Source organism: Streptomyces anthophorae (assembly GCF_049310305.1).
Classification (GTDB): Bacteria; Actinomycetota; Actinomycetes; order Streptomycetales; family Streptomycetaceae; genus Streptomyces.
The window spans coordinates 7,127,350-7,146,968 of the sequence record NZ_JBLWQQ010000001.1; the positions used below are offsets into that span (position 1 = coordinate 7,127,350).

Sequence of the window (19,619 nt, forward strand, 5' to 3'; positions counted from 1 at the left end):
CACGGGTCCGCCGGGAGCCCCGCCGGGCCCGCTCGGTAGGCTCGGTGAACGTGGCGAACAAGAACATTCCCGACCCCGGCTTCTCCGACGACGACGGTACGGCGGACCCGCACCTGACCGAGGCCCTGGCCGCGTGGTCCCGGGACCGCACGGCCCACGGCCCGGTCCTGGCGGCGCTCAAGGACACCCGGCTGCTCGTCCCGGTGGTCGCCGTGCTCGGAGAGGTCGAGGAGGACGAGAACGGGCTGCGCCGCGAGAAGACCAGTGACATGGCGGTCCCGACCCTGAAGGCCGCGGGCCGCAAGGCGCTCCCCGCCTTCACCTCGACCGCGTCGCTCGCCCTCTGGGACCCCGAGGCCCGCCCGGTGGCCGTCCCGCTGCACCAGGCGCTCCAGGCCGCCGCCCACGAGAAGGCCGACACCGTCGTCCTCGACGTGGCGGGCCCCGTCCCGTACGAGCTGACGGGCCCGGCCCTGTACGCCCTCGCGGAGGGCCGCAGCGACACCGACCCGCTCGCCGACCCGGCCGTCAGGGACGCGGCGCGCGCGGCGGTCGCCGCCGAGCCGGCCGTGGCCCGCGCCCACCTGGGCCCCGGCCGGTCGGACGGGATCCTGGCCCTGGTCCTCGACCCGGGCGCCGACGTCCAGGCCACGGCCCAGGCCGTCGCCACCCGCATCGCCGCCGACGAAACACTGAGGGCCCGCCTGGTGCGCGGCCTCGACCTGGCGATCCTGCCGGTCGAGGCGACGCCACCGGGCGAGCCCCTCTACGTACGTCAGTGATGTCGTCGGCCACGTACTCGAATACGCAGCCGGTTGATGCTCAGCCGTACACGGGGCCCGTGTACTTCTCGCCGGGGCCCTTGCCCGGCTCGTCCGGCACGACGGACGCCTCGCGGAACGCGAGCTGGAGCGACTTCAGGCCGTCCTTCAGGGGAGCGGCGTGGAAGGAGCTGATCTCCGTCGCGCTGCCGTCGAGCAGGCCCGCCAGGGCGTGGATCAGCTTCCGCGCCTCGTCGAGGTCCTTGTGGGCGTCGCCCTCCTCGGTGAGGCCGAGCTTCACCGCGGCGGCGCTCATCAGGTTCACCGCGACCGTCACGATGACTTCTACGGCGGGCACCTCGGCGATGTCGCGGGTCAGCGCGTCGTAGTCGGGGTTGTCGGTTGCGGGGGTCGCGTCACTCATGGGCCCCACGATATGTCGCGCGCACTCGATTGGGCGCACCCCCCAAGTCCTGCTAACCTTGTGTAACGACCGGCCGGGCGCCTGTTCTCGATGGACTCGCGGATGCGGCGACCGGCCCACAAGTGGAGGCTCCGATCTCCCACCTGACCGCCCGACCAGGGCGGTGGGTCACCGGTCAGACGGTCACCGTCGTTCCGTACGGACGACGGAACCGTCCGATGCGCCCCGCGGTTCACCGTGGTGGTGCTCCGGTATTTCTCGGAGCCCTGCCTGTGTACCGGCCGGGGCATTTTTTGTGTTTCGGCGCGGTTGGTACTTACGTCACAAACGTACGCGGCGGTCCGCCAGGCCGTCGTGTGGTGCTACCGAGGAGGATCCATCAGCGCCGAGCCCCGCATCAACGACCGGATTCGCGTTCCCGAAGTGCGACTTGTCGGTCCTAGCGGCGAGCAGGTCGGGATTGTTCCGCTTGCCAAGGCCCTTGAGCTTGCTCAGGAGTACGACCTCGACCTGGTCGAGGTGGCGGCGAACGCCCGCCCGCCCGTCTGCAAGCTCATGGACTACGGGAAGTTCAAGTACGAGTCGGCCATGAAGGCCCGTGAGGCGCGCAAGAACCAGGCGCACACGGTCATCAAGGAGATGAAGCTCCGGCCGAAGATCGACCCGCACGACTATGACACCAAGAAGGGTCACGTCGTCCGGTTCCTCAAGCAGGGCGACAAGGTCAAGATCACGATCATGTTCCGTGGTCGCGAGCAGTCCCGGCCGGAGCTCGGCTTCCGACTGCTCCAGCGTCTCGCGAACGACGTCCAGGACCTCGGGTTCATCGAGTCGAACCCGAAGCAGGACGGCCGAAACATGATCATGGTCCTCGGTCCGCACAAGAAGAAGACCGAGGCGATGGCCGAGGCCCGCGAGGCTCAGGCCGCGCGCAAGGCCGACGCGAAGGCCAACCCCGGCAAGTCGCAGAACGTTGCCGAGGACCAGGCCGACGAGGACGTCGCCGAGGCCCCCGCCGAGGCTCCGGCCGAGGCATGATCCGTGCGGCGCACAGCCTGTGCGTCACGGATACCAACTGACACAACTGACGTTCCACCACGGCCGGTTCGCGCCTCGCGCACGGACCGGCCGGGAATGCCACTGACGAGGAGAGAACGGCGCCATGCCGAAGAACAAGTCGCACAGCGGTGCCAGCAAGCGCTTCAAGGTCACCGGCTCCGGCAAGGTGCTCCGTGAGCGCGCCGGCAAGCGCCACCTGCTCGAGCACAAGTCGTCCCGCGTGACGCGTCGCCTCACCGGCAACGCCGAGATGGCCCCGGGCGACGCCGCGAAGATCAAGAAGCTTCTCGGCAAGTGATGTACGGGCGCATCAGCGCCCTGTACGTCGGCTAGACCGGGACCCAATCGAATTCGGGCCGGGTGAAGACAACCCCGGCCCCGCTACAAGGAGTTAACAGTGGCACGCGTCAAGCGCGCGGTGAACGCGCACAAGAAGCGTCGGGCGATCCTCGAGCAGGCCAGCGGCTACCGCGGTCAGCGTTCGCGTCTGTACCGCAAGGCGAAGGAGCAGGTCACCCACTCCCTCGTCTACAACTACAACGACCGCAAGAAGCGCAAGGGCGACTTCCGTCAGCTGTGGATCCAGCGCATCAACGCCGCTGCCCGCCAGAACGGCATGACGTACAACCGCCTCATCCAGGGTCTGAAGGCCGCCAACATCGAGGTGGACCGCAAGATGCTGGCCGAGCTGGCCGTGAACGACATCAACGCGTTCGCCGCCCTCGTCGAGGTTGCGCAGAAGGCGCTTCCGGCGGACGTGAACGCGCCCAAGGCTGCGTGAACGCTCCGCTGAGCCGGATGTGACGTGGGACCCGCAAGCCGTGTGGCTTGCGGGTCCCACGTTGTTCCGGCCCCCGTCGCCGCATGCTGCACCGCACGGGGCTCCCGCCCCGGACCCCGGCTGCTCAATCGCCGCAGGGGCTTGATCAGGTGACCCACATCAAGCCCCGCCGGCGATTGAGGCCCAGGCGGTGCCGCGCAACAGTTCCTCAGGCCCCAACCCCGTCATCCTGCTGAAAGTTAGGCGCATGGTCGCAACGCCCGAGTTGATCTCACCCAAGTCGCCCCGCGTGAGCGCCGCGCGGCGGCTGGCCAAGCGGAACTTCCGGGGGAAGGAGCGGCTGTTCCTCGCGGAGGGGCCGCAGGCCGTGCGGGAGGCTGCCGCGCACGGCGGGCTCGTCGAGCTGTTCGCGACCGTCGACGCCGCCGAGCGCTACGCCGACATCGTCGGGGAGGCCAGGGACGCGGGCGCCCGCGTGCACCTCGCCGAAGAGGACGTCATCGGTGACATCTCGACGACGGTCACCCCGCAGGGGCTCGTGGGTGTGTGCCGGTTCCTGGACACACCGTTCGAGGAGATCCTCGCCGCGCGGCCCCAGCTCGTCGCCGTCCTCGCGCACGTACGCGACCCCGGGAACGCCGGGACCGTGCTGCGGTGCGCCGACGCCGCCGGCGCCGAGGCCGTCGTGCTGACCGACGCCTCCGTGGATCTGTACAACCCCAAGGCCGTGCGGGCCTCCGTCGGATCCCTGTTCCATCTGCCGGTCGCCGTCGGCGTACCCGTCGAGGAGGCCGTCGCCGGGCTCAAGGAGGCGGGGGTGAGGATCCTCGCCGCCGACGGGGCGGGCGAGGACGACCTCGACGCCGAGCTGGACCAGGGGACCATGGGCGCCGCGACCGCCTGGGTGTTCGGCAACGAGGCCTGGGGGCTGCCGGAGGAGACCCGCGCACTCGCCGACGCCGTCGTGCGCGTGCCCATCCACGGCAAGGCCGAGAGCCTCAACCTCGCGACGGCCGCGGCCGTGTGCCTGTACGCCTCAGCGCGTGCGCAGCGTGCCCCCGGAGGGTGCCGCTCCGTCACTCCCGGCTAGTAGGGTGACTCTTCCGGATCGACCGCCGGGAGGGGGAGCGCGGGAGATGAGCGTCGTCAATGGCAGCGGCTCGCGCGGCCTGACCGGCTCCGAGGCGTCCGGTCCCGAAGGTCTCGCGGCGCTCGGCGTGCACCCCGACGATCTGCCCGACGGCCTCGTCGTCGCGGACGAGCGCGGCCGCGTCATCTGCTTCAACGTCGCCGCGCAGCGCATCACCGCGGTCCGCGCGGACACCGCCCTCGACGCCCCGCTCGACCGCGTCCTGCCCCTGGAAGATCTCGAAGGCCGCCGCTGGTGGCAGCTCACCGACCCGTACGGCGGGCTCGCCATCCGGGCCGGACAGCCGGAGCGGAACCTGCTGCTGCCGGGCGGCCGGGAGGTCCTGGTCACCGCGCGTTACGTGCGGGTGCGGCCGAGGGGGCCCGTGCGCCGCGTCGTCGTGTCGCTGCGGGACACCGAGGCCCGGCGGCGTACCGAACGCAGCCACGCCGAGCTGATCGCCACCGTCGCCCACGAGCTGCGTTCCCCGCTGACCTCGGTCAAGGGCTTCACCGCGACGCTGCTCGCCAAGTGGGAGCGGTTCACGGACGAGCAGAAGCGGCTGATGCTGGAGACCGTCGACGCCGACGCGAACCGGGTGACCCGGCTGATCGCCGAGCTCCTCGACATCTCGCGCATCGACTCGGGGCGGCTCGAACTGCGGCGCCAGCCCGTCGACATCGCGGCCGCCGTCTCCCGGCACATCCAGGCGCACGTCGCCTCGGGCCAGTCGGCCGACCGGTTCCTGCTGCGCGTCAAGCATCCGCTGCCCGATCCGTGGGCCGATCCCGACAAGGTCGACCAGGTGCTCAGCAACCTGCTGGAAAACGCCGTGCGCCACGGCGAGGGAACCGTCACCATTGACGTAGAGCCCACCACGCCCACCGGCACATCGGTCACCGTCTCCGACGAGGGCCCCGGCATCCCGGAGGAGTCCATGAACCGCGTCTTCACCCGCTTCTGGCGGGGCAGCAAGCGTGGGGGCACGGGCCTGGGGCTCTACATCGTGAAGGGCATCGTCGAGGCCCACGGCGGGACGATCACCGTCGGCCGGGCGCCCGGGGGCGGAGCCGAGTTCCGATTTACGTTGCCCGTGGCGACACCGGCGTATCTCACCAGCTGACCGAAGCAGCCGGCCGTCGGGCACCACGGGCGCATCCGCACACCTCACCCCCGTTAGACTCGTCCTTTGGCACGTTTGCGTCCCCGCCACTCGACGGCCGTCGAACGCGTCTGCGGGACCATCAGCCACGCCAATCGGAAGCACGGGAAGAGATGTCGGCACCGAACAAGTCGTACGACCCTGTCGAGGTCGAGGCACTGAAACCGGAAGAGATCGAGCGCGTGCAGGAGGAGGCGCTCGCCGCCTTCGCCGCCGCGGACTCGCTCGAGGCGCTTCAGGAGGCCAAGGTCGCGCACGCCGGCGGCACCTCGCCGCTGGCGCTCGCCAACCGCGAGATCGGCGCGCTGCCGCCGCAGGCCAAGGCCGCGGCAGGAAAGCTCGTGGGCCAGGCCCGCGCCGCCGTCGGCCGGGGCCTCGCCGCCCGCCAGGCCGAGCTGGAGGCCGAGCGCGACGCGCGCGTCCTGGTCGAGGAGGCCGTGGACGTCACGCTGCCCTACGACCGCGCGCAGGCCGGCGCCCGGCACCCGCTGACCACGCTCTCCGAGCGCATCGAGGACGTCTTCGTGGCCATGGGCTACGAGGTCGCCGAGGGCCCGGAGATCGAGGCCGAGTGGTTCAACTTCGACGCGCTCAACATCGGCCCGGACCACCCCGCCCGCGGCACCCAGGACACCTTCTTCGTCGAGGGCGCCCAGGAGTCGAAGGGCGAGGACGAGGCGGGTCTGGTGCTGCGCACGCACACCTCTCCCGTGCAGATCCGCTCGATGCTGGACCGGGAGCCCCCGGTCTACGTGATCTGCCCCGGCCGTGTGTACCGCTCCGACGAGCTGGACGCCACGCACACCCCCGTGTTCAACCAGGTCGAGCTGCTCGCCATCGACGAGGGCCTGACCATGGCGGACCTCAAGGGCACCCTCGACCACATGGTCCAGGCGCTCTTCGGCCAGGGCATGAAGACGCGGCTGCGCCCGAACTTCTTCCCGTTCACCGAGCCGTCCGCCGAGATGGACATGGTCTGCTACGTCTGCCGCGGCGAGTCCGTCGGCAACCCGGACCGCCCCTGCCGCACCTGCTCCTCCGAGGGCTGGATCGAGCTGGGCGGCTGCGGCATGGTCAACCCGAAGGTGCTCGTCGCCTGCGGTGTGGACCCCGAGAAGTACAGCGGATTCGCCTTCGGGTTCGGCATCGAACGGATGCTGATGTTCCGCCACAACGTCGAAGACATGCGAGACATGGTCGAGGGTGACGTGCGCTTCACCCGGCCGTTCGGGATGGAGATCTGATGCGTATCCCGCTTTCCTGGCTGCGGGAGTACGTCGACCTCCCCGCCTCCGAGACCGGCCGCGACGTGCAGGCCAAGCTCGTTTCCGCGGGCCTTGAGGTCGAGACGGTCGAGCAGCTCGGCGCCGGCCTCAAGGGCCCCCTCGTCGTCGGTCAGGTCAAGACCATCGAGGAGCTGGAGGGCTTCAAGAAGCCGATCCGCTTCTGCACGGTCGACGTCGGTCAGGCCAACGGCACGGGCGAGCCGCAGGAGATCGTCTGCGGCGCCCGGAACTTCGCCGTCGGCGACAAGGTCGTCGTGGTCCTGCCGGGCGCCGTGCTGCCCGGCGACTTCGCGATCGCCGCGCGCAAGACGTACGGCAAGACCTCGCACGGCATGATCTGCTCCGGCGACGAGCTGGGCATGGGCGACGACGGCAGCGGCGGCATCATCGTGCTGCCGCCCGAGCACGAGGTCGGCACCGACGCGATCGAGCTCCTCGAACTCGTCGACGAGGTCCTCGACATCGCCGTCACCGCCAACCGCGGCGACTGCCTGTCCATCCGCGGCGTCGCCCGCGAGGCCGCCATCGCCTACGGTCTGCCGCTGCGCGACCCGGCGCTCCTCGACGTTCCGACGCCGAACGCCGACGGCTACCCGGTGCAGATCACCGACCGCCTCGGCTGCGACCGCTTCACCGCGCGCACGGTCGGCGGCCTGGCCCCCGAGGCCCGCTCGCCGATCTGGCTCCAGCGCCGCCTCCAGAAGGTCGGCATGCGCCCGATCTCGCTGGCCGTCGACGTCACGAACTACGTGATGATGGAGCTCGGCCAGCCGCTGCACGCCTACGACCGCTCCCTCGTGCAGGGCGCGATCGGCGTCCGCCGCGCCGAGCAGGGCGAGCAGCTCACCACCCTCGACGGCACCAAGCGCAAGCTCGACGCCGAGGACCTGGTCATCACCGACGAGCGCGGCCCGATCGGCCTCGCCGGCGTGATGGGCGGCGCCAACACGGAGATCGCGGACCACGCGGAGGACGCCGGTACCACCGACGTCGTCATCGAGGCCGCGCACTTCGACGCCGTCTCCATCGCCCGCACCGCGCGCCGCCACAAGCTGTCCTCCGAGGCGTCCAAGCGCTTCGAGCGCGGCGTCGACCCGCAGGCCGCATCCGCCGCCGCCCAGCGCGCCGTCGACCTGCTCGGACTGCTCGCCGGCGGTCGCGTCGAGCCCGGTGTCACCGAGGTCGTCGCCCCGTCCGGGCCGCACACCATCACGATCCCGGCCGACCACCCGGACAAGGTGGCGGGCGTGGCGTACGGCCGCGAGACCGTGGTGCGCCGCCTCCAGCAGGTCGGCTGCGACGTGTACGGGCAGGACGCCCTGACGGTGACCGTGCCGTCCTGGCGCCCCGACCTCGCGGACCCGAACGACCTGGCCGAAGAGGTCATCCGCCTGGAGGGCTACGAGAACCTGCCCTCCACGCTGCCGAAGCCCCCGGCGGGCCGCGGACTGACCGCGCGCCAGCGCCTGCACCGCCGCGCCGGCCGTGCCCTGGCCGGTGCCGGGTACGTCGAGGCGCTCAACTACCCGTTCCTGGGCGAGGGCGTCTTCGACCAGCTCGGCCTGGCGGCGGACGACGCCCGCCGCAAGGTCGTCAAGCTGATCAACCCGCTCAACGACGAGGAGCCCGCGCTCCGTACGACGCTGCTGCCGGGCCTGCTGAACGCCCTGCGCCGCAACGACGGCCGCGGCAGCCACGACCTGGCGCTCTTCGAGACCGGCCTGGTGTTCCGGCCGACCGGCGAGGAGACCGCCCCGGTCCGCCTCCCCGTCGACCGCCGCCCGACCGACGAGGAGATCGCCGGTCTGAACGCCGCGCTGCCCGCGCAGCCGCGCCGCGCCGCCGTCGTCCTCGCGGGCGCCCGCGAGCAGGCCGGCTGGTGGGGCAAGGGCCGTCCGGCCGACTGGGCGGACGCCGTCGAGGCCGCGCGCACCCTCGCCCGCGAGGCGCACGTCGAGCTGACGGTCCGCGCCGACCGGCACGAGCCGTGGCACCCGGGCCGCTGCGCCGCCCTGTACGCGGGCGAGCAGCTGATCGGCCACGCCGGTGAGCTGCACCCGCGCGTCGTCAAGGCGCTGAGCCTGCCCGAGCGCACCTGCGCGATGGAGCTCGACCTCGACCTCCTGGAGCAGGCCGGCAGCGGCATCGTCGAGGCGCCGCGGATCTCCACGTTCCCCGTCGCCACGCAGGACGTCGCGCTGGTCGTCGACAAGGCGGTCCCGGCCGCCGAGGTCGAGCAGGCGCTGCGCGAGGGCGCCGGTGAACTCCTCGAGTCCATCCGCCTGTTCGACGTGTACGAGAACGCGGAGCAGCTCGGGGACGACAAGAAGTCGCTCGCCTACGCCCTGGGCTTCCGGGCCGGCGACCGCACGCTGAAGGCCGACGAGGCCTCGGCCGCCCGCGACGCCGCGGTGGCGCTGGCCGCCGAGCGCACGGGCGCGGTGTTGCGCGGCGCGTAACCACGCCGGCGCGTGACAGCGCGCGCAGCCGCACCTGAGGGGTGCATCCGGGACACCGGGTGCACCCCTCACTCATTCGGGTGAGGATTCTCGATGATCCGGTCCCGAACGGGCAGACGGTCGACAGAATCATTGCGGCCGCCGGGCCGACCGGCGAGCGCGCTGAAGTGGGCCTAGGGAGCCGTCGGCATGATCCGTATCAAGACCAGGGCGCCCACCGGACTCGAACCGAGGCGCGCCCGGCGCACGTTGATGCTGGGCCTGCCGACCGTGTGGGGCGCGGTCGCCATGACGTACAAGTTCGTCTGCCCGCTCGCGCAGCTGGACGGTCTGGGGGCGCGGATCGCGACCAGCGCGGTCTTCTTCGCCGTCGGCACCGGGCTCATATTACGTGTACGCCACATGCTGCTACGCGAGTTGAGCGAGGCGCGGGCCGTCGCCGACGCCGCGCAGTCCGCGCTGCTGCGCCCACTGCCGCCCCGGCTCGACGGTCTCGCGCTCGCCGCGGGACAGCTCTCGGCCGACCCCGGCGCCCGCATCGGCGGCGACCTGTACGACGTCGTCGCCACCGACCACGGCGTCCGCGTGGTCATGGGCGACGTACGAGGGCACGGGATCGCCGCGCTCGGCACCGTCGGCGCCGTCCTCGGCAGCTTCCGCGAGGCCGCGCACGACGAGGACGAACTCGGGGCGCTGCTGCGGCGGCTGGAGCGCGCGCACGCCCGCTACCTGCGCCAGCGCGCCCCCGACGAGCACCCCTCCGCGGGCGGAGGCGAGCCGGAGAACCCGCTCGCCGAGGAGTTCGTGACGGTGCTGCTCCTGGAGATCCGGCGGGACGGCGCGGTGCACGCGCTCAACTGCGGGCATCCGTGGCCGTATCTCCTGCGCCCCGGCGCCGTGCGCAGTGTGGAGCCGATGAGCGGGGGCGATCCGATGCCGCCGCTCGGCCCCTTCCCGCTGCCCGCCGAGCTGCCGTCCGTGCCCTGCGGGCGGATCCGGCCGGGCGAGGGGCTCCTGCTGCACACCGACGGCCTTGAGGACGCCCGCGATCCGCGTGGCCGGTTCTTCCCGCTGCGGTCCACGCTCGACGCGGCCGTGCGCCGCGGCCCTGTCATCCCGCAGGCCGTCATCCATGCCGTCTACAGCCGGCTCCTGTGCCACGTCGGCGGCCGGCTCGGCGACGACGCCGCGCTGCTCGTGCTGCGCAACGACCGGAGCAGGGTGCCCGCGCAGCACACCGGTCCCGTGGTGCGCACCGCCCACAAGGTGCTCTGAGATCCCGGCCGTTCCCGGTGGTTCCCGGCCGTACGAGGCCGGGGACCGCGTCGTCCGCCCGTCGCGGAGTGTGTCGGGCAGGCGAGCGGGCGGACGACGCGGATACGGGCCGCCGCGCTGTACGAGGGGGAGCCGACGGCCCGGCCGGCCTCTTTCGAGGCAGTTCAGTCAACCGGGCCCCAATCAGCCACAACAGAGCGCACATGCCACGGAGTTGGGCATTCCGATCACACCCCGTGTGAAGGCCGCTCGACTAGGCTGGCGGCACCGAGCCAATGGAGGCTCTCGATGCAGCCCAACACTCTGCTGGACGCGATTCTCGACGAGGCCGGGATCTCCCACGCGGGACTCGCGGCCCATGTGAACCAGGAGGGCAAGGCCCGCGGCCTCGCCCTCCGCTACGAACACACCGCGGTCGCCCGCTGGCTCAAGGGGCAGCGCCCGCGCGGCCAGGTGCCCGACCTGATCTGCGAGGTCCTCGCGGCGCGGTTGCAGCGGCACGTCACCCTCGACGACATCGGCCTCGGCGTCTCCTGCGAACCGGCCGCGGCGCACGTGACGACGCTCTCCGGTTTCGTGGAGCGGGCCACCGCGCTGTGGCGCTCCGACCAGCAGCAGCGCCGGCACATCCTGGACGCGCCGGCCGTCACCGGCACCCCGGCCGTGATGCCGGTGTGGGAGTGGGAGAACCCGCCCGAGGACAACGACGTCTCCCGCGGCGGCCGCCACCCCGTCAGCATCGCCGACCTGGAGATGATGCGCTCGGCCCGCGCCCACTACGAGCAGATGTACCGCAAGGCGGGCGGCATCGCGACGCGCAGCCGCATCGTCGGCTTCCTCAACACCGAGGCGGCGCCGCTCCTTCGCGGCAGCTACACCGACGACACCGGACGCCAACTGCACCGGGCGACGGGCGGCCTGGTCGCCATCGCGGGCATCTGCGCCTACGACTCGGACGCGCACGGGCTCGCGCAGCGCTATTTCCACCAGGCGCTGCGGCTCGCGAAGGCCAGCGGCGACAGGGGACTCGGGGCGTACGTCATCGCGCTGCTCGTCAACCAGTCGCTGCACATGCGCGACCACCGGCAGGCGGTCGCCTTCGCGGAGGCCGCGCTGCGGGCCGCGGGCCGGCACATCTCGCCCGCGCTCGCCTCCGATCTGTACGCGATGCAGGCGAAGGCGTACGCGCACCTCGGCGACGGCACGAGCGCCCTGGAGTGCATCCGGCGGGCCGAGGCCGCCGCCGACCGCATCCGGCGCGGGCACGAGCCGGACGAGACGGGTTACGTGCAGCCGGGATTCGTCAACGTACAGGTGGCGGAGGCACTGTTGAGTCTCGGGGACTACGCCGCCGCCAAGGAGCACGCGCAGGAGGCGGTGCACACCCCGGCGCACGATCGGGGGCGTGTGCACCGGCTCGCCGTGCTCAGCCAGATCCAGCTCAGACAGGGGAACGCGGAACAGGCCGTGGCCACCGCCGTGGAAATGGCCGAGACCGCCCGGGGCATGGAGTCGCAGCGGCTGCGCGACAGACTCCGGGCCGTCCGCGAACACCTCGTGCGTAGCGGCTGTGCAGGCACGGCCGAGGCCGCCGAACTCATCGACGGAGCGCTGCGCGTACCACTGTGAGCCTTTACGCGGGGAGCCCGCGAACGCCGCTGCTGCGATATTGCCAGCAACTCGGCGGAAGGTGGCAGAACCGTGCAGTGGACGAAAAAGAACGAACAAACTGTGTATGCAAACCGATGGTTCAGCGTCAACCTGGCAGACGTCGCTCTGCCGGACGGCCGGCACCTCGACCACTTCGTGATACGGCTGCGCCCCGTGGCCGTCGCCACGATCGTCAACGAGGCACACGAAGTGCTCCTGCTGTGGCGGCACCGCTTCATCACCGACAGCTGGGGCTGGGAACTCGCCGCGGGTGTCGTCGAGGACGGGGAGGACATCGCGTACGCGGCGGCAAGGGAGTTGGAGGAGGAGACCGGCTGGCGGCCGGGACCGCTGCGGCACCTGATGAGCGTCGAACCGTCCAACGGCCTCACGGACGCCCGGCACCACATCTACTGGACCGACGAGGGAACGTACATCGGCCACCCCCAGGACGACTTCGAGTCGGACCGCAGGGAATGGGTCCCGCTCAAACTCGTCCCCGACATGATCGCTCGCGGAGAGGTCCCGGCCGCCAACATGGCGGCCGCACTACTTCTCCTGCACCACCAAAGCCTCGGCTAGCGCCCTTCGGGGCTAATGGCCGAGGGCCTGCCACACCGCGATGGCCAATGCGCCGACCGAGGTCAGCGCGGCCACCGTGGGCAGCGGCCAGCGGGTGTTCTCGAGCGCGCTGAGCCGGGTGCTGAGATCGTCCTGATCCTTGGCGGTCTGGTCGTCGCGGTGTGTGTGCAGGGCCAGTTGACCGTCGATGCGGGCCAGTTGGACCTCGAAGACCCGTCGTAACTCTGCGAGTTCTTCAGGGACCACGGGATTATCCGGGTCGGTCGTCACGAGTTGGCTCCTTTCTCGATCGTGACATCAGTCGTGTCGTCACTGATGTACGCACCGGAAGTCAACTCGCCTGGTGGACGCGGCGGGAGCGTGTGCGAACGGCATATGCGGGTCACCGCCGCACTCCCCGTGCGAACGCAGTGGGCCCGGTGCTCCAAAGAGCACCGGGCCCACTCGCGGACTACGCAGCGTGGTCAGGCGTAGGTGTAGAAGCCCGAACCGCTCTTGCGGCCGAGCCGGCCCGCGTCGACCATCCGCTGCAACAGCGGGGGAGCGGCGTACAGCGGCTCCTTGTACTCGTCGTACATCGAGTCCGCGATGGAGACGATGGTGTCGAGGCCGATGAGGTCGGAGAGCTTGAGCGGGCCCATCGGGTGGGCGCAGCCGAGCTCCATGCCGTTGTCGATGTCCTCGCGGCTCGCGATGCCCGACTCGAACATCCGGATGGAGGAGAGCAGGTACGGCACGAGCAGCGCGTTCACCACGAAGCCCGAGCGGTCCTGGGCGCGGATCGCGTGCTTGCCGAGGATCTTCTCCACCATGGCCTGGGCGCGGCTGATCGTGCCCTCGGAGGTGGTGAGCGCCGGGATCAGCTCGACGAGCTTCTGCACCGGCGCCGGGTTGAAGAAGTGGATGCCGACCACGTGGTCCGGGCGGGACGTCGCCACGGCCAGCTTCACCAGCGGGATGGAGGAGGTGTTCGACGCGAGGATCGCGTCGGACCGCGTCACGACCTGGTCGAGGACCTGGAAGATCTCCGTCTTGACCTGCTCGTTCTCGACGACCGCCTCGATGACGAGGTCGCGGTCGGAGAACTCGCCGAGGTCCGTGGTGAAGGTGAGGCGCTCCTGCGTCTCGGCCAGCTCCTCCTCGGTGATCTTGCCGCGCGAGGCCGCCTTGGACAGGGAGCTGAGCAGCCGCGTGCGCCCGTACTCCAGGGCCTCGCCAGTGGTCTCTGCCACCTTCACGTCGAGTCCCGCACGGGCGCAGACCTCCGCGATTCCGGCGCCCATCTGGCCGCAGCCGACCACGCCGACGCGTTGGATGTCACTCAAGGGGTCCGTCACCTCGTGCCTTTCGCTCTTCTTCCGGGGACCCTGGATGCCAGGGGCACAGTGTCCTTCCGGGGGCTTCCGGATCCGCACGTTACCCCGTAGACATGAGTGGGGTGGAGCCCGGGTTAACGCCTGTTCATACGGGCTCCACGGTGTCACAGGAGGTTGGGGGGAACCTATGGGACGTATCTCACGTATTTCGCGGCGCGGTTTCACGCTCGGGGCGGCCCTCGCGCTGACCGCCCTGACGGCGGCGGACGCCGTCGCGTCGGTGCCGGTGCGGCGGGAGCTGCGGGGCATGTGGCTGGCCACGGTGGCGAACCGGGACTGGCCCTCGCGGGCGGGGCTGAGCGCCGCCGAGCAGCGTGCCGAGCTGATCGCGCACCTGGACACGGCCGTTCGCCGTCGGCTCAACGCCGTGATCTTCCAGATCCGGCCGACCGCCGACGCGTTGTGGCCGTCAGCTTACGAACCGTGGTCCGTCGTCCTCACCGGAACGCAGGGGCAGGACCCGGGCTGGGACCCGCTGGGCACGGCGGTCGCCGAGGCGCACGCGCGCGGCCTCGAACTGCACGCCTGGTGCAACCCGTACCGGATCGCCAACCACACGGACCCGAGCCGGCTGATCCCCACCCACCCGGCGCGGCTGCACCCCGAGTGGGTCGTCAACTACGGCGGCAAGCTCTACTACAACCCCGGCCTCCCGGAGGTCCGCCGCTTCGTCGTGGACGCGATGCTGGACGCGGTCGAGAAGTACCCCGTCGACGCCGTGCACTTCGACGACTACTTCTACCCGTATCCCGTCGCGGGCCAGACCTTCGACGACGACGCGGCCTACGCCGAGTACGGCGGCGGCTTCCCGGACCGGGCGGCCTGGCGGCGCGACAACATCGACCGGCTGATCCGGGAGATGGCGGCGCGGATCAAGAAGACCAGACCCCGCACCCGGTTCGGCATCAGCCCCTTCGGGGTGTGGCGCAACAGGGCCACGGACCCGCTGGGCTCCGACACCACGGCGGGCGTGCAGACCTACGACGACCTGCACGCGGACACCCGCAAGTGGGTGCGCGAGCGGTGGATCGACTACATCTGCCCGCAGGTGTACTGGAACATCGGCTTCGCGGCGGCCGACTACGCGAAGCTCGTGCCGTGGTGGGCCAAGGTCGTACGGGGCACGGGCGTGCGCCTCTACATCGGCGAGGCGCTCTACAAGGCGGGCGATCCGGCGCAGCCCGCCGCCTGGCAGGACCCCGCCGAGCTGTCCCGGCACCTCACGTTCGCGGAGCGCTTCCCGGAGGTGCGCGGGCACGTCTTCTTCTCGGCCAAGGAGGTCGGGCAGGACAGGAACGGGGCGATGGCCCGCGTGGTGGCGGACCACTACAGCTGACCGCCTGCCCGCCCGGCCGCTCCGGCCGGGTCAGGGCTTCTTCGCGGCCGGGTGCCTGACCACCGCGTCCGGGCCCGGCGACATGATCGCCTCGTGGCCGTCCGCGAACCGCACCCGGAACGGCGGATCGCCGTCCGCCCCGAGTACTTCGACGATCTGTGCCACCCGGTCGTGCTGGCCGACGATCCGGCCGTGCACCAGGAGCTGGTCCCCTACGGTTGCGCGCATCAGGAGTGACCTCCTCGACGGCTGTACGTACCGTGCGTTTGGCGGCAAGTGTACGGCGCCGCGCGGGGCTTGGGACCCTCCTCAGCCACGCGCGCGCTGGGTGGCCGCGATGCACAGCAGGACCGCCACCGCGGTGAGCGGCGCCGCGACCGGCAGCGCCTCGCCGAGCAGGGCGACCGACCAGATGAGGGTCAACAGCGGCTGGGCGAGCTGGAGTTGGCTCGCCTTCGGGATGCCGATCAGCGCCATGCCCTTGTACCAGACGACCAGGCCGAGGAACTGCGAGCCGACCGCCACCCACAGCAGCCCCGCCACGGCGTGCCCGGTCAGGTGCACGGGCTCGTACGGGAGGGAGACCGCGGCGCCCGCCACCGCGAGGGGCAGGCACAGGACGAGCGCCCACGCGATGACCTGCCAGCCCGGCATCACGGACGCGAGCCGGCCGCCCTCGGTGTAGGCCGCCGCGCAGATCAGCAGCGCCGCGAACAGGAAGAGGTCGGCGCGGGTGAGGGAGCCGCCGCTCTGCTGCACCGTGAACGCGATGACCGCGACGGCGCCCACGCACGCGGCGATCCAGAACGTGCGCGAGGGGCGGGAGCCGGTGCGTATCGACGAGAAGACGGCCGTGGTCAGCGGCAGCAGGCCGACCACCACGGCGGAGTGCGCGGTCGTCGCCGTCTCCAGCGCGAGCGTGGTGAGCAGCGGGAAGCCGACGACCACTCCCGCGGCGACGACGGCGAGGCCCGCCCAGTGCCGCCGCTCGGGCACGCGCACGCGCAGGGCCAGCAGGCAGGCGCCCGCGACGAGCGCGGCAAGCGCGCAGCGCACGCTGATCAGGGAGTAGGGGCCGAAGCCCTCCAGGCCCCAGACGGTGGCGGGGAAGGTGAGCGAGAAGGACGTGACGCCGACGGCGCCGAGCAGCGTTCCGGCCAGCCTGCCCGGCCGCTGCGAAGGTGCGGGCGCGGCGGCCGGACGCTCGGTGGCCGCTGCCCGAACTGCTACCCGGCTCGGCTCGATAGCGCTATTCTGTGCTCTCATGCAACAGAGTAGCAGCGTGGCCGAACTGGCGAAACAGCTCCGATCCGAGCTGAACCGCTACTCACCGGGTGAAAAGCTGCCGTCGAGCCGCTCCCTCGTCGACCGCTTCAAGGTGAGCCCGGTGACGGTCTCCCGGGCGCTCGGCCAGCTCGCCGCCGAGGGCCTCGTCGTCACCCGCCCCGGATCCGGCGCCTACCGGGCCGAGACGCGGGCCTCGGCCGGGCCCGTCGGCGACACCTCCTGGCAGGAGGTCGCGCTGAGCGCGGACGCCGCGGCGGAGGTCGTGCCGCGCGCCGTCGACGCGGCGGGCGTCCTGGTGACGCTCTCGCCGTCGCCACCCGGCGTGATCGAGCTCAACACCGGCTATCTGCACCCGGTACTGCAACCGGGCGCCGCCATGTCCGCGGCGCTCGCGCGCGCCGGACGGCGCCCCGGGGCCTGGGCCAAGCCGCCCGTCGACGGCCTGCCCGAACTGCGCGAGTGGTTCGCGCGCGGCATCGGCGGGGCGGTCTCCGCCTCGGACGTGCTGATCACGTTCGGCGGACAGTCCGCGCTGACCACAGCGCTGCGCGCGCTCGCGCCGCCCGGCGCTCCCGTGCTCGTCGAATCGCCCACGTATCCCGGCATGCTGGCGATCGCGCGGGCGGCGGGGCTGCGGCCCGTGCCGGTGCCGGTGGACCGGGACGGGGTGCGCCCCGAACTCCTCGCGCAGGCGTTCAGGGCGACCGGCGCCAAGCTCTTCGTCTGCCAGCCGCTGTTCCAGAACCCGACGGGGGCGGTGCTCTCCGCCGACCGGCGCCCCGAGGTGCTGCGGATCGCGCGGGAGGCCGGGGCGTTCATCGTCGAGGACGACTTCGTGCGCCGCCTCGTCCACGAGGACGCGGGGCCGCTGCCCCGGCCGCTCGCGTCCGACGACCCCGACGGCGTCGTGGTGCACGTCTGCTCGCTCACCAAGGCGACGTCGCCGAGCCTGCGCATCGGCTGTCTCGCGGCCCGCGGCCCGGTCCTGGAGCGGCTGCGCGCGATCCAGGTCGTCGACCACCTCTTCGTCCCGCGCCCCCTTCAGGAGGCCACGCTCGAACTCGTCGGCTCCCCGGCCTGGCCGCGCCATCTGCGCACGCTGGCCGGGGAGTTGAGGTCGCGCCGCGACATCCTGGCGGCCGCGGTCACCGCGGACCTCCCCGGACTCGACCTCACCCACATCCCGGCGGGCGGCTACCACCTGTGGCTGCGCCTGCCGGAGGGCAGCGACGAGGCGGCGCTGGTCGCTGGCGCCCTGCGCGCGGGCGTCGCCGTCGCCCCCGGCCGCCCGTACTTCTCGGCCGAACCCCCGGCGCCGCACATCCGGCTGAGCTTCGTGGGTGTCGCGGCGACCGCCGAGATCACCGAGGGCGTACGCCGTCTGAAGGCGGCCTGCGCGGAGGCACCGGCCCCGAATCCGCTCGACGCGCCCGCGTCCGACCTGTGAGGATCCCCGTATGACCAGCTCTCTGCCCGACGGCTACGCGATATCCACCGACCCCGCCCGCATCGACGCGGACCGCGTCCACGCGTGGCTGTCCGAGGACGCGTACTGGGCGCTCGGCCGCCCCCGCGACAAGCAGGACAAGGCCCTCGCCGGCTCCCTCAACTTCGGCGTCTACGACACGGCTTCGGGCGAACAGGTCGCCTACGCGCGCGTGGTCACGGACGAGGCGACGTTCGCCTGGCTCTGCGACGTGTACGTGGACCGCTCGGTGCGCGGCAAGGGCATCGGCAAGGCGATGGTGACAGCGGTCCGCGACCACCTCCGGCCGCTGGGCATCCGCCGCGTCCTGCTGGCGACGGAGGACGCGCACGGGGTGTACGAGGAGGTGGGCTTCAAGCCCTTGGAGCAGCCGGAGCGGTGGATGGCCTTGTACTTCTCGTAGTCAAGCCCCTGCGGCCATTGAGCAGCGGGGTCCGGGGCGGAACCCCGAGACCTTGACCCCGGCTACCCGCAAGTACACGATCAGCCACATGCACCTCACGGTCACGCTCGTCGCCGCCGCCCGCAGCTCCACCCTGCTTGACGAGCGCTTCGACGACGACCGTCCGCTGGACAACGCCGGCTGGTCCACGGTGCAGCGCGCCGCACCGCGACTCGCCCACCTCGCCGCGGCCGAGCTGCGCTACTGCTCACCCACACCCCGCAGCCGCGCCACCGGCGACGCCCTGGGCCTCACGCCGCTCGCCCAGCCCGCGCTGCGGGACTGCGACATGGGCCGCTGGCGCGGACGTACGCTCACGGAGATCGCGGCCGTGGAACCGGACGCCGTCGAGCGCTGGCTGGGTGATCCCCGGTCGGCCCCGCACGGCGGCGAGTCGCTGCTCACGTTCATCGGCCGGACGGGGGCCTGGCTGGACACCCGTCCCCAAGCTCTCGGCTGCGCGCGAGCAGGGGAGACCCCACTCGCCGAGGGCGGCACCCGCATGGTCGCGATAGCCGAACCGTCCGTGGTCCGCGCGGCGCTCGTCTACGCGCTGAAGGCGCCCCCGTCGACGTACTGGAACATCGAGGTGCGGCCGCTGTCGACGGCGGTCGTCACCGGGCACGAGGGCCGCTGGAATCTGCGGCTCGGCGGTAGTCCGTCGTGAGCAACAGGTCCTTGGCGGGCCCCCGCACCCGCCACACGGTCCGCCACCGGTCCGCGTCGTACACGGTGAACTCGCCCCGGTAGAGGTCGGCCGAGCACGGGTGGTCGGCGACGTGGTGGCCCGCCCGCAGGTCCAGGTCGTGGAAGAAGCGCCCGTCGGAGAAGCGCACGACGGCGGTGCCGGGGTCCGCGCCCGGCAGGTAGCGGAGCGTGCGCTCGGCGGGCCGGGCGACCCCGTGCCACTCGAAGGTCCCCGACTCGAAGTGCAGCAGCCCCTCGCCCTCGGCCGTGAAGCCGGTCGTGCCGGTGAACGTCCCCGTCGCGTCCGCAGCGAGGTCCCGCACCGTCCGCTCGACCCGCCAATGCCCCGCCAGGAACACCAACACATCGGAAACCGGCCAGAGTTCGCCCGTCACGCACACCACTCCCGCTCACCTCTGCGCGAACCGTTGACGCGC

General features: G+C 71.8%; 21 protein-coding genes. 15 read left to right on the forward strand and 6 right to left on the reverse strand.

The features are described 5' to 3' along the window. The first annotated feature begins 50 nt into the window (after positions 1-50). Positions 51-782 carry an SseB family protein gene (locus ACNYS0_RS32360; RefSeq protein WP_422478651.1) on the forward strand — a complete coding sequence of 244 codons (732 nt, stop codon included), beginning with the start codon at positions 51-53 and terminating at the stop codon, positions 780-782. A gap of 40 nt (positions 783-822) precedes the next feature. Here ACNYS0_RS32360 and ACNYS0_RS32365 read toward each other — a convergent pair whose 3' ends face one another. Next, entirely contained in the window at positions 823-1,185 is a 363-nt protein-coding gene (locus tag ACNYS0_RS32365; protein WP_385759727.1) for a DUF1844 domain-containing protein, read from the reverse strand. 354 nt (positions 1,186-1,539) lie between these two features. On the opposite strand from ACNYS0_RS32365, the gene infC reads away from it, so the two are divergent. From infC to ACNYS0_RS32415, 10 genes are all read left to right on the forward strand, one after another. After that, positions 1,540-2,223 carry a translation initiation factor IF-3 gene (infC, locus tag ACNYS0_RS32370; RefSeq protein WP_385759876.1) on the forward strand — a complete coding sequence of 228 codons (684 nt, stop codon included), beginning with the start codon at positions 1,540-1,542 and terminating at the stop codon, positions 2,221-2,223. Positions 2,224-2,347: 124 nt separating this feature from the next. Continuing rightward, positions 2,348-2,542, forward strand: coding sequence for a 50S ribosomal protein L35 (rpmI, locus tag ACNYS0_RS32375; RefSeq protein ID WP_004933563.1), 195 nt, complete (start codon positions 2,348-2,350; stop codon positions 2,540-2,542). Positions 2,543-2,641: 99 nt separating this feature from the next. Then, the gene (rplT, locus tag ACNYS0_RS32380) at positions 2,642-3,025 is read left to right on the forward strand and encodes a 50S ribosomal protein L20 (RefSeq protein ID WP_266721589.1); all 384 of its coding nucleotides are present in this window, start codon (positions 2,642-2,644) and stop codon (positions 3,023-3,025) included. A 247-nt stretch (positions 3,026-3,272) separates the two neighbouring features. Next, positions 3,273-4,115 (forward strand): TrmH family RNA methyltransferase, encoded by an 843-nt coding sequence (locus ACNYS0_RS32385; RefSeq protein ID WP_422478653.1) that lies wholly within the window; start codon positions 3,273-3,275, stop codon positions 4,113-4,115. Between the two features lie 46 nt (positions 4,116-4,161). After that, positions 4,162-5,277 carry a sensor histidine kinase gene (locus ACNYS0_RS32390; protein WP_422478655.1) on the forward strand — a complete coding sequence of 372 codons (1,116 nt, stop codon included), beginning with the start codon at positions 4,162-4,164 and terminating at the stop codon, positions 5,275-5,277. Between the two features lie 152 nt (positions 5,278-5,429). Next, the gene (pheS, locus tag ACNYS0_RS32395) at positions 5,430-6,560 is read left to right on the forward strand and encodes a phenylalanine--tRNA ligase subunit alpha (protein WP_422478657.1); all 1,131 of its coding nucleotides are present in this window, start codon (positions 5,430-5,432) and stop codon (positions 6,558-6,560) included. Continuing rightward, positions 6,560-9,061 (forward strand): phenylalanine--tRNA ligase subunit beta, encoded by a 2,502-nt coding sequence (gene pheT / locus ACNYS0_RS32400; protein ID WP_422478659.1) that lies wholly within the window; start codon positions 6,560-6,562, stop codon positions 9,059-9,061. Before pheS ends, pheT begins: the two co-directional genes overlap by 1 nt. Before the next feature lie 189 nt (positions 9,062-9,250). Further along, complete coding sequence (locus ACNYS0_RS32405) at positions 9,251-10,336, forward strand: PP2C family protein-serine/threonine phosphatase (RefSeq protein WP_422478661.1); 1,086 nt, start codon at positions 9,251-9,253, stop codon at positions 10,334-10,336. 288 nt (positions 10,337-10,624) lie between these two features. Beyond that, on the forward strand, positions 10,625-11,965 hold the full coding sequence (locus ACNYS0_RS32410; protein ID WP_422406198.1) for an NsdA family TPR-like regulatory protein: 1,341 nt from the start codon (positions 10,625-10,627) through the stop codon (positions 11,963-11,965). A 72-nt stretch (positions 11,966-12,037) separates the two neighbouring features. Further along, positions 12,038-12,568: an NUDIX hydrolase gene (locus ACNYS0_RS32415; RefSeq protein ID WP_422406197.1), complete on the forward strand. Its 531-nt coding sequence runs from the start codon at positions 12,038-12,040 to the stop codon at positions 12,566-12,568. A 12-nt stretch (positions 12,569-12,580) separates the two neighbouring features. Here ACNYS0_RS32415 and ACNYS0_RS32420 read toward each other — a convergent pair whose 3' ends face one another. Beyond that, positions 12,581-12,838, reverse strand: coding sequence for a hypothetical protein (locus tag ACNYS0_RS32420; RefSeq protein WP_422478663.1), 258 nt, complete (start codon positions 12,836-12,838; stop codon positions 12,581-12,583). 194 nt (positions 12,839-13,032) lie between these two features. Then, entirely contained in the window at positions 13,033-13,893 is an 861-nt protein-coding gene (locus ACNYS0_RS32425; protein ID WP_422478665.1) for a 3-hydroxybutyryl-CoA dehydrogenase, read from the reverse strand. Between the two features lie 187 nt (positions 13,894-14,080). Between ACNYS0_RS32425 and ACNYS0_RS32430 the strand changes: the two genes are divergently transcribed. Further along, entirely contained in the window at positions 14,081-15,280 is a 1,200-nt protein-coding gene (locus ACNYS0_RS32430) for a glycoside hydrolase family 10-like protein (RefSeq protein WP_461859079.1), read from the forward strand. Between the two features lie 30 nt (positions 15,281-15,310). Here the strand turns inward: ACNYS0_RS32430 and ACNYS0_RS32435 are convergent, their stop codons facing one another. Further along, a complete protein-coding gene (locus ACNYS0_RS32435; protein ID WP_422478669.1) occupies positions 15,311-15,508 on the reverse strand; it encodes a DUF1918 domain-containing protein in 198 nt (65 codons plus the stop codon). A gap of 81 nt (positions 15,509-15,589) precedes the next feature. Then, entirely contained in the window at positions 15,590-16,546 is a 957-nt protein-coding gene (locus ACNYS0_RS32440) for a DMT family transporter (RefSeq protein ID WP_422478671.1), read from the reverse strand. Between ACNYS0_RS32440 and ACNYS0_RS32445 the strand changes: the two genes are divergently transcribed. The 3 genes from ACNYS0_RS32445 (at position 16,545) to ACNYS0_RS32455 (ending at position 19,162) form a co-directional block, all read left to right on the forward strand. Further along, a complete protein-coding gene (locus ACNYS0_RS32445) occupies positions 16,545-18,014 on the forward strand; it encodes an aminotransferase-like domain-containing protein (protein ID WP_422478673.1) in 1,470 nt (489 codons plus the stop codon). The genes ACNYS0_RS32440 and ACNYS0_RS32445 overlap by 2 nt on opposite strands. Positions 18,015-18,024: 10 nt before the next feature. Then, positions 18,025-18,456, forward strand: a complete 432-nt coding sequence (locus ACNYS0_RS32450; RefSeq protein ID WP_422478675.1) for a GNAT family N-acetyltransferase — start codon at positions 18,025-18,027, stop codon at positions 18,454-18,456. 88 nt (positions 18,457-18,544) lie between these two features. Next, positions 18,545-19,162 (forward strand): histidine phosphatase family protein, encoded by a 618-nt coding sequence (locus tag ACNYS0_RS32455; RefSeq protein WP_422478677.1) that lies wholly within the window; start codon positions 18,545-18,547, stop codon positions 19,160-19,162. On the opposite strand, the gene ACNYS0_RS32460 is transcribed toward ACNYS0_RS32455, so the two are convergent. Then, positions 19,110-19,577 carry a DUF6314 family protein gene (locus ACNYS0_RS32460; protein WP_422478679.1) on the reverse strand — a complete coding sequence of 156 codons (468 nt, stop codon included), beginning with the start codon at positions 19,575-19,577 and terminating at the stop codon, positions 19,110-19,112. The genes ACNYS0_RS32455 and ACNYS0_RS32460 overlap by 53 nt on opposite strands. Positions 19,578-19,619: the final 42 nt, after the last annotated feature.

Coding starts and splice junctions, on each gene's coding strand:
- ACNYS0_RS32440 (WP_422478671.1), bottom strand. CDS start 16,546: ATGAGAGCACAGAATAGCGCTATCGAGCCGAGCCGGGTAGCAGTTCGG.
- rpmI (WP_004933563.1), top strand. CDS start 2,348: ATGCCGAAGAACAAGTCGCACAGCGGTGCCAGCAAGCGCTTCAAGGTC.
- pheT (WP_422478659.1), top strand. CDS start 6,560: ATGCGTATCCCGCTTTCCTGGCTGCGGGAGTACGTCGACCTCCCCGCC.
- pheS (WP_422478657.1), top strand. CDS start 5,430: ATGTCGGCACCGAACAAGTCGTACGACCCTGTCGAGGTCGAGGCACTG.
- ACNYS0_RS32365 (WP_385759727.1), bottom strand. CDS start 1,185: ATGAGTGACGCGACCCCCGCAACCGACAACCCCGACTACGACGCGCTG.
- ACNYS0_RS32445 (WP_422478673.1), top strand. CDS start 16,545: ATGCAACAGAGTAGCAGCGTGGCCGAACTGGCGAAACAGCTCCGATCC.
- ACNYS0_RS32410 (WP_422406198.1), top strand. CDS start 10,625: ATGCAGCCCAACACTCTGCTGGACGCGATTCTCGACGAGGCCGGGATC.
- ACNYS0_RS32385 (WP_422478653.1), top strand. CDS start 3,273: ATGGTCGCAACGCCCGAGTTGATCTCACCCAAGTCGCCCCGCGTGAGC.
- ACNYS0_RS32405 (WP_422478661.1), top strand. CDS start 9,251: ATGATCCGTATCAAGACCAGGGCGCCCACCGGACTCGAACCGAGGCGC.
- ACNYS0_RS32435 (WP_422478669.1), bottom strand. CDS start 15,508: ATGCGCGCAACCGTAGGGGACCAGCTCCTGGTGCACGGCCGGATCGTC.
- ACNYS0_RS32455 (WP_422478677.1), top strand. CDS start 18,545: ATGCACCTCACGGTCACGCTCGTCGCCGCCGCCCGCAGCTCCACCCTG.
- ACNYS0_RS32390 (WP_422478655.1), top strand. CDS start 4,162: ATGAGCGTCGTCAATGGCAGCGGCTCGCGCGGCCTGACCGGCTCCGAG.
- ACNYS0_RS32450 (WP_422478675.1), top strand. CDS start 18,025: ATGACCAGCTCTCTGCCCGACGGCTACGCGATATCCACCGACCCCGCC.